We start from the raw sequence: 6,830 nt of genomic DNA on the forward strand, positions 1-6,830 counted from the left end.
TCCGATCGCCACCACACCGATCGGACGTCCCGGGGAGACCCATGCGCGCCATACGCCCGCTCCGCAACCTCACCCGCATCACCCGTATCGTCCCCAGGCTGGCCCTCGCGTTCGTCGCGGCGGCGGCGCTGCTGCTGGCCGACCTGGCCGTCGCGCCCACCCAGGCCGGCGCCGCCGGCCTCGACAACACCTGGGCCTGCAGCGTCCCGGCCGGCTACACCTACGACCAGGTCCAGCAGACCCGCCAGTGCAGCGGCGGCTCCAGCTGGACCTCGACCGTCTTCCACCTGCGCACCCCCGCCGACGGCGTGATGTCCTGCACCCCGGTCGACGGCTTCGTCTACGACTACGTCTCGCTCGGCAGCGCCTGTGCCCAGATCGGCCCGCAGGCGGCGAGCTACCGGCTGCGCACCGCCGTCGACGGCATGATGGCCTGTACGGTCAAGCCCGGCTGGACCTACGACCTGATCAGCTACGGCTCCGCGTGCAGCCAGAACGCCGGGGTGCCGTCCACCACGTACCGCATCAAGCAGCCGGTGAACGGTCTGTGGGCCTGCTTCGCCCCCTCGGGCTGGACGACCACGGCCTCGATGAGCACCTTCGACTGCAGCTACACCAGCGGGGTGCCGTCCACCAAGTACCGCCTCGCGGGCTGACGTCCCGTCCGGTCCCGCCCCCGGGCCGCGCGTTCAGGCGACCGGCGCGGGGGCGGGCCGGGTCGGTCGGGCCGGGCGGCGGGTACGCCGGCGGACCTCCGCGGAGCGGTGCCAGATCCGCTCGCGCACCGACTGCGGCAGGTCGCGGCCGGTGTCCTCGGCCAGGATCTCGCGGCGGGCCACCACCGCGCTGGACACCATCGAACGGTAGCGCCGGAAGGTCTGCACCTCGCCGGGGGCATCGCACCCCTCGCCCAGGAACGTGTAGTCCATCTCGTACGGGCCGCGGTCGCCCAGCCGGGCCGCGTCCACGGCCCACTCGCGCAGCGCCCGCGGCGAGGCCGACACCATGACCAGTCCGCCGCGCCGCAGCACCGTACTGCCGTCGTCGCCCTCGCGCCGGAACTGCGCGCGCACCCGCTCGTCCCAGCCGCCCGGGTCGGCGAGCGCCAGGTCCAGACCGTGGGTCCGCCACCGTACGGTGCCCGCCGGCGGCGGGGCGAGCGGCAGGGCCCGCCGCAGCGCACGGGCCGCGCCGTCGGCCAGCGGGGTCAGCCCGCGCGGCACCAGGACGACGGGATCGCTCGCCTCCCCCTCGAACGGGGTCGGATCCAGGAACGGCCGGTCGATCACCACCAGGGTCCCGGGATGCCGCTCGTACGACAGCCCCCACAGCAGCCGGGCCAGCAACTGCGCGCCGGCCCGGTCCGACAGCAGGTGCCAGGTCCCGTGGTAGCGGTTGGTGGCGAACCGCGCCGTCGTGCCGGGCCGCAGCCCGAGCACCGTGTACTCCCGGCCGTCGAGGCGCAGCACCCGCCGGTGCAGCTTCAATCCGTCCGCGGCCGCCGCCGCCCTGCCGGGGCGCTGCCGGGCGGCCGCCCGTCCGATACCGCTGCTGATGATCCCGTCCCTCCCGTGGACCGTTCGTCACCGCCCGCGGCGCTGTGCCGCGGGCGTGACCGGAAGCCGATCCTGACCCCTCACCCGCCCCCGGGTCACCCGGTTTTTCCCGGAGCCGGCCAAGCCGCGGCCCGGGCGTCAGTTCTGATCGACCTCGGTGCGCAAGTTGTTGTAGTCGGCGAACGCGGCCTGGACGCCTTCCCGGGTGAGGCCGTAGCGCGCGAGGTCGTAGCTGTGCGCGCGGGTGCCCTTCGGGCGGGCGGTGATCTCGGGAAGCCGGGCTGCGGTGGCACTCGTCCAGCGGGCGCCGATGGATTCGTAGAGTCTGGGGGCGCCGTCGGCGGGGTTGGACCCGAGCCAGGAGTAGGGGACGTCCACCAGTGCCTCCGGGGGGATCGAGGCTCGGGCCGCCAGGCCCCGTGCCATGGCTCGACTCAGCACGTCCAGCCAGGTGGCGCCGATTCCGTGCAGGTCGAGGGGGCGGACGGTGATGGCCATGCCGTGCTCGACCAGGCTGCAGAAGGACGCCACGACGGTGACCGGGTCGCGGTGCGTCCACACGACGGTGGCATCCGGGAAGACGGTGCGCAGCGCGTCCAGGTTCTCCAGGTGCATGGGTGACTTGAGCACCCAGCGGCGGCGGGGGCGACCGTACTGGAGCACCTGGAAGACCTGCTTGAGGTAGCGGTAGTCGGGGACGAAGTCCCGCTCGTGGTGCCGGGCGGGGAAGCCGGCGATGCGGACCTGGGACAGCGGCATGACGGTGTGCGGGAGGGCGAAGGTGCACTCGTCGGGGCCCTCGGGGTCGAGCGGGTGGATGTCGCGGAAGCCCGGGGCGAACAGGTCGATCGCGCCGACCATCCGGCGTGCGGCGGTGACGGCCTTCGCCCGGTCGGCGGCCGTGGGCTCCAGGCCGGGGGTGAGCAGTTCCCAGAGCAGGGGGCAGCGGTGCTCGGCCGCGAGGGACAGCACGCCGTGGGTCAGCGTGGTGGCGGTGCGCGGCAGGCCCACCACGAACACCGGCCGCTCGATGGGCTCCTGCTCGATCGCGGGGTGCTGGGACAGCAGTGCGCGGATCCGGGCCCGGTTGCGGAGCTGCCTGCGGACGTGGGCCTGCCCGGACGCCCAGCCCACCGGGGTGAGGCCGGCGTCCTTCGACCAGTCGCGCAGCAGCAGCCGGAAGTCGTCGGCGAACGGCCGGTCGCCGGCGGCCTGCGGGGTTGCCGCGATGATCCGGTCGAAGACCCGGTCGGGGTTGCGACGGGCGCCGAAGCCCGGCCGGAGCAGCAGATTGGCCACGGTGAGGGCGAGGGGGGTGGCAGGCAAGGGTGTGTTCCTTCAGCAGCGGGGGGAGGGGCATGGCGCCATCCCGCGATCCGGTCCAACCTGAAAACTACCGAGCAGTAAGGACGTCAGGTTAGACCCGCACCGCGCGTACATGTCAATGGATCTGCAAGGGGAATCGCCCGGATTCCCGCTGTGTCCACGGTCCGCTCCGGCCGCGCGTCCACCCTCTTTTCCGCGATCGTACTATCCGGTAGCGTGCCCTCCTGGCATCTGAGGAGAGCTGGTCGCCACCCGACTCGTGAGAGTGAACTGGCAGTCCCATGGCGGCAGTTCACCTCGACGAACTCGGTGTCGCAGCCACGCTCGGCCGCCCCCACGACGAACTCTGACCCCTGGTCCGGCCCCCACGCACCGGACCGGAGCAACCGCAGCCTCAGGATTCGGTGCGGGCGGACGATCGCGGTCGTCACCGCTCGGGACAGCTCGAACCGGATGGAGCGCCATGCGCCAGATCTGCGGGCGGGGATTCCTCATGCACGGGCGAAGACGGAGCGTCGCTGCCGCTCACCTGCGTTCAGGGCGGTACTGAGCGGCCCGATGGGCGCGATCCCGACCCCGCCGTGAGGCTGGGGCCCACCGCCGTGCCCACCGGCGTTCGCCGTGCGCACCGACCGTCGGGCCGGGCGCCGGACCTGAGCACCGAACGGTCGAACCGTGGGCACGCGCGTCTCCTCCTGGCGCGCGCGGTTCGGCGTCGGCATGCCCCTGAACCCCCACGAAGCCCTTCCCGCAACGGAGACTCCACCGTGACGACAGCCGACACCCTGGCCGCCGGGGGCACCGCGGAGGCGGCCTCCCGGGCCGCCAGCTGCGAGCGCGGCGCCACCGTGTGGCTGACCGGGCTGCCCAGCGCCGGCAAGACCACCCTCGCCTTCGCCCTGGCCGACCGGCTGCGCGCCGAGGGCCACAAGGTCGAGGTCCTGGACGGCGACGAGATCCGCGAGTTCCTCTCCAAGGGTCTCGGCTTCACCCGCGAGGACCGGCACACCAACGTCACCCGGATCGGCTTCGTCGCCGAGAAGCTGGCCGGCCACGGCGTCAAGGTGCTCGCCCCGGTGATCGCCCCGTACGCCGACTCCCGGGCGGCCGTGCGCGAACTGCACGCCGCCAAGGGCACCGAGTTCCTGGAGGTCCACGTCGCGACCCCGGTGGAGCTGTGCGCCGAGCGTGACGTCAAGGGCCTGTACGCCAGGCAGGCCGCCGGCGAGATCTCCGGCCTGACCGGGGTGGACGACCCGTACGAGGCTCCGGCCGACCCGGAGCTGCGCATCCAGACACGCGGCCGCGAGGTGGCCGACTCCGCCGCCGAGCTGCACGCCTTCCTGACCCAGAGGGGCCTGGCATGACGACCGCGACCCACCGCCCGACCGGCACCCACGAAAGCCCCTACGCGCTGTCGCACCTGGACGCCCTGGAGGCGGAGTCGGTGCACATCTTCCGCGAGGTGGCGGGCGAGTTCGAGCGGCCGGTGATCCTGTTCTCCGGCGGCAAGGACTCGATCGTCATGCTGCACCTGGCGCTGAAGGCCTTCCACCCGGCGCCGGTGCCGTTCGCCCTGCTGCACGTCGACACCGGGCACAACTTCCCCGAGGTGATCGCCTACCGCGACCGGGTCGTCGCCGAGCACTCCCTGCGCCTGCACGTCGCCCACGTCCAGGACTTCATCGACGACGGCCGGCTGCGCGAGCGTCCGGACGGCACCCGCAACCCGCTGCAGACCGTGCCGCTGCTGGACGCCATCGAGTCCAACCGGTTCGACGCGGTCTTCGGCGGCGGCCGCCGCGACGAGGAGAAGGCCCGCGCCAAGGAGCGGGTGTTCTCGCTGCGCGACGAGTTCGGCGCCTGGGACCCGCGCCGCCAGCGCCCCGAACTGTGGAGCCTGTACAACGGGCGGCACGCGGCCGGCGAGCACGTCCGGGTCTTCCCGCTGTCCAACTGGACCGAGCTGGACGTCTGGCAGTACATCGAGCGCGAGAAGATCGAACTCCCGGAGATCTACTACGCCCACCAGCGGGACGTCTTCGCCCGCGACGGCATGTGGCTGACCGCCGGCGAGTGGGGCGGCCCCAAGGACCACGAGCCCGTCCAGCGGCGGCTGGTGCGCTACCGCACGGTCGGCGACATGTCCTGCACCGGCGCCGTCGACTCCCACGCCGCGACCATCGCCGACGTGATCGCCGAGATCGCCGCCAGCCGCCTCACCGAACGCGGAGCCACCAGGGCCGACGACAAGCTCTCCGAGGCTGCGATGGAAGACCGCAAGCGCGAAGGGTACTTCTAGACATGTCGACTCACCTGCAGGCCGGACCGACGGCCGACAACCCCTTCGGCGAGGCCTCCGCCACCGCACTGCTGCGCTTCGCCACCGCCGGCTCCGTCGACGACGGCAAGTCCACCCTGGTCGGCCGCCTGCTGCACGACTCCAAGTCGGTGCTGGCCGACCAGCTGGAGGCCGTCGAGCACGCCTCCCGCCGCCGCGGCCAGGACACCCCCGACCTGGCGCTGCTCACCGACGGCCTGCGCGCCGAACGCGAGCAGGGCATCACCATCGACGTGGCGTACCGCTACTTCGCCACCCCCCGGCGCCGGTTCATCCTCGCCGACACCCCCGGGCACGTGCAGTACACCCGCAACATGGTCACCGGCGCGTCCACCGCCGAACTCGCCGTCGTCCTGGTCGACGCCCGCAACGGCGTCGTCGAGCAGACCCGCCGCCACGCCGCGGTGGCCGCCCTGCTGCGGGTGCCGCACGTGGTCCTCGCGGTCAACAAGATGGACCTCGTCGACTACGCCGAACCCGTCTTCGCCGCCATCGCCGCCGAGTTCACCGCCTACGCCGCCTCGCTGGGCGTCACCGACATCGTCGCCGTGCCGATCTCCGCCCTGGCCGGCGACAACGTCGTCGAACCGTCCGCCCACATGGACTGGTACGGCGGCCCCACCCTGCTGGAACACCTGGAGACGGTCCCGGTCGGCACCGACCCCGACGCCGAACCCGCCCGCTTCCCCGTCCAGTACGTCATCCGCCCGCAGAGCGAGGAGCACCGCGACTACCGCGGCTACGCCGGCCAGCTCGCCTCCGGCGTCCTGCGCACCGGCGACGCGGTCACCGTACTGCCCTCCGGCCACACCACCACCATCGCCGGCATCGACGCACTCGGCCGCGAGACGGACATCGCCTGGGCCCCCCAATCGGTCACCGTCCGCCTCACCCACGACATCGACATCTCCCGCGGCGACCTGATCGCCGCCCACCCCGCCCCCGTCCCCACCAAAGACCTGGTCGCCACCGTCGCACACCTCGACGAACGCCCACTGCGCGCCGGCGACAAGGTCCTGCTCAAGCACACCACCCGCACGGTGCGCGCACTGGTCAAGGAGATCACCTACCGGATCGACATCGACTCGCTGGAGCAGCGCACCGGCACCGACGGACTCCACGTCAACGACATCGGCCACGTCGTACTGCGCACCGCCGAGCCGCTGGCCCTCGACGACTACCGCGCCAACCGCCGGACCGGATCGTTCCTGCTGATCGACCCGGCCGACGGCACCACCCTCACCGCCGGCATGGCGGGCGAGGCCTTCGACACCGTAGCCGCGGCCGAGCCCGTGACCGTTCCAGCAGAGGACACCCCAGATGGCTCTCACACCGCACAGCCGCCCCCGGCCCGTCACCCGTAACCGCCCCCGGCCCGGCGCCGGACGTGCCGTGGCCGTCGCGGCGGTCGTGCTGAGCCTGAGCGGTCTGCTGACTGCCTGCGGCTACGGTTCGAAGTCCGTCCCGCGCCCGAACGCCGCCCCGGCCGCCCCGGTTTCTCCGGGTGCCGTCAAGCTGTCCGCCGACACCGTGAAGATCGGTTACTTCGCCAACCTGACCCACGGCACCCCGCTGGTCGGCCTGCAGGAGGGCCTGTTCCAGAAGGA

Annotated in this window: 6 protein-coding genes and 1 pseudogene; 5 read left to right on the forward strand and 2 right to left on the reverse strand. The window is 72.8% G+C overall.

What is annotated here, in order from left to right:
- Window positions 1-41: 41 nt before the first annotated feature.
- A complete protein-coding gene (locus tag AB0D08_RS04020) occupies window positions 42-656 on the forward strand; it encodes a hypothetical protein (RefSeq protein ID WP_051814229.1) in 615 nt (204 codons plus the stop codon).
- Window positions 657-689: 33 nt separating this feature from the next.
- Here AB0D08_RS04020 and AB0D08_RS04025 read toward each other — a convergent pair whose 3' ends face one another.
- Together AB0D08_RS04025 and AB0D08_RS04030 are read right to left on the reverse strand one after the other, a co-directional pair.
- Window positions 690-1,487, reverse strand: a complete 798-nt coding sequence (locus AB0D08_RS04025) for a hypothetical protein (RefSeq protein ID WP_359886140.1) — start codon at window positions 1,485-1,487, stop codon at window positions 690-692.
- 207 nt (window positions 1,488-1,694) lie between these two features.
- Window positions 1,695-2,882, reverse strand: a complete 1,188-nt coding sequence (locus tag AB0D08_RS04030) for a sulfotransferase (RefSeq protein WP_359886141.1) — start codon at window positions 2,880-2,882, stop codon at window positions 1,695-1,697.
- Between the two features lie 785 nt (window positions 2,883-3,667).
- Here AB0D08_RS04030 and cysC point away from each other — a divergent pair.
- The 4 genes and pseudogenes from cysC to AB0D08_RS04050 form a co-directional block, all read left to right on the forward strand.
- Window positions 3,668-4,249, forward strand: coding sequence for an adenylyl-sulfate kinase (gene cysC, locus AB0D08_RS04035; protein WP_359886148.1), 582 nt, complete (start codon window positions 3,668-3,670; stop codon window positions 4,247-4,249).
- Entirely contained in the window at window positions 4,246-5,184 is a 939-nt protein-coding gene (gene cysD / locus AB0D08_RS04040; RefSeq protein WP_359886142.1) for a sulfate adenylyltransferase subunit CysD, read from the forward strand. Before cysC ends, cysD begins: the two co-directional genes overlap by 4 nt.
- Before the next feature lie 2 nt (window positions 5,185-5,186).
- Entirely contained in the window at window positions 5,187-6,587 is a 1,401-nt protein-coding gene (locus AB0D08_RS04045; protein WP_359886143.1) for a GTP-binding protein, read from the forward strand.
- A gap of 28 nt (window positions 6,588-6,615) precedes the next feature.
- Window positions 6,616-6,830 (forward strand): annotated as a pseudogene (locus AB0D08_RS04050) (sulfate ABC transporter substrate-binding protein); the annotation flags it as partial.

The organism is Kitasatospora sp. NPDC048540 (assembly GCF_040651175.1).
In the GTDB taxonomy this organism is placed as follows: Bacteria; Actinomycetota; Actinomycetes; order Streptomycetales; family Streptomycetaceae; genus Kitasatospora.